Origin of the sequence: Bacillus sp. HMSC036E02 (genome assembly GCF_001836235.1) — a bacterium.
GTDB lineage: Bacteria > Bacillota > Bacilli > Bacillales > Bacillaceae_G > Bacillus_A > Bacillus_A cereus.
Genome location: NZ_KV827866.1, coordinates 6702 through 7201, shown reverse-complemented (window position 1 = coordinate 7201; position 500 = coordinate 6702). Strand labels below are relative to the sequence as shown.

Here is a 500-nt window from a genome sequence, read left to right as displayed (position 1 = left end):
AGCCATTTCTTCATAAGATAATTCATATTTCGCGTCCAATATTAGTATTTCACGGTGTTTTTTAGGTAGTTTTAGTACTACATCCCACACTTCATTCATTTCCTCTTGCTTAAAAAATTCTTGTTCTGCCGATGGAGATTGTTTATCGTCACTAAAAAATCCCACTAAAGATATCCTTTTAAAATAAGAGGATTTCAAATAGTTTATTGCCGTATTTCTTGTGATTTTTAATATCCACGTTTTAATAGATGACTCCTTTCGAAACAAGTGCCAATGTTTAAAAACCTTTATAAAGACATCTTGTGTGATGTCATCTGATAAGTGTGGATCTTTCGTAATAATAAATGAATAATTCCATACATCTTGCCAATAGTCTTTTATAACATAGTCCAGCTCATCATGATTACATTTTTCAATAAACTTTTGTTCCATTTCCACACCTCGAACTTATTTAAATAAACATAAAACTCCCCTCACTTTTATTATGGTTTCAATATATA

Annotated in this window: 1 protein-coding gene; it reads right to left on the bottom strand. The window is 30.2% G+C overall.

Going from position 1 to position 500, the window contains the following annotated elements; all coding sequences use genetic code 11:
* On the bottom strand, window positions 1–432 hold a 432-nt coding region (locus HMPREF2590_RS23770), incomplete at its 3' end, for an RNA polymerase sigma factor (protein ID WP_070861593.1).
* Window positions 433–500: the final 68 nt, after the last annotated feature.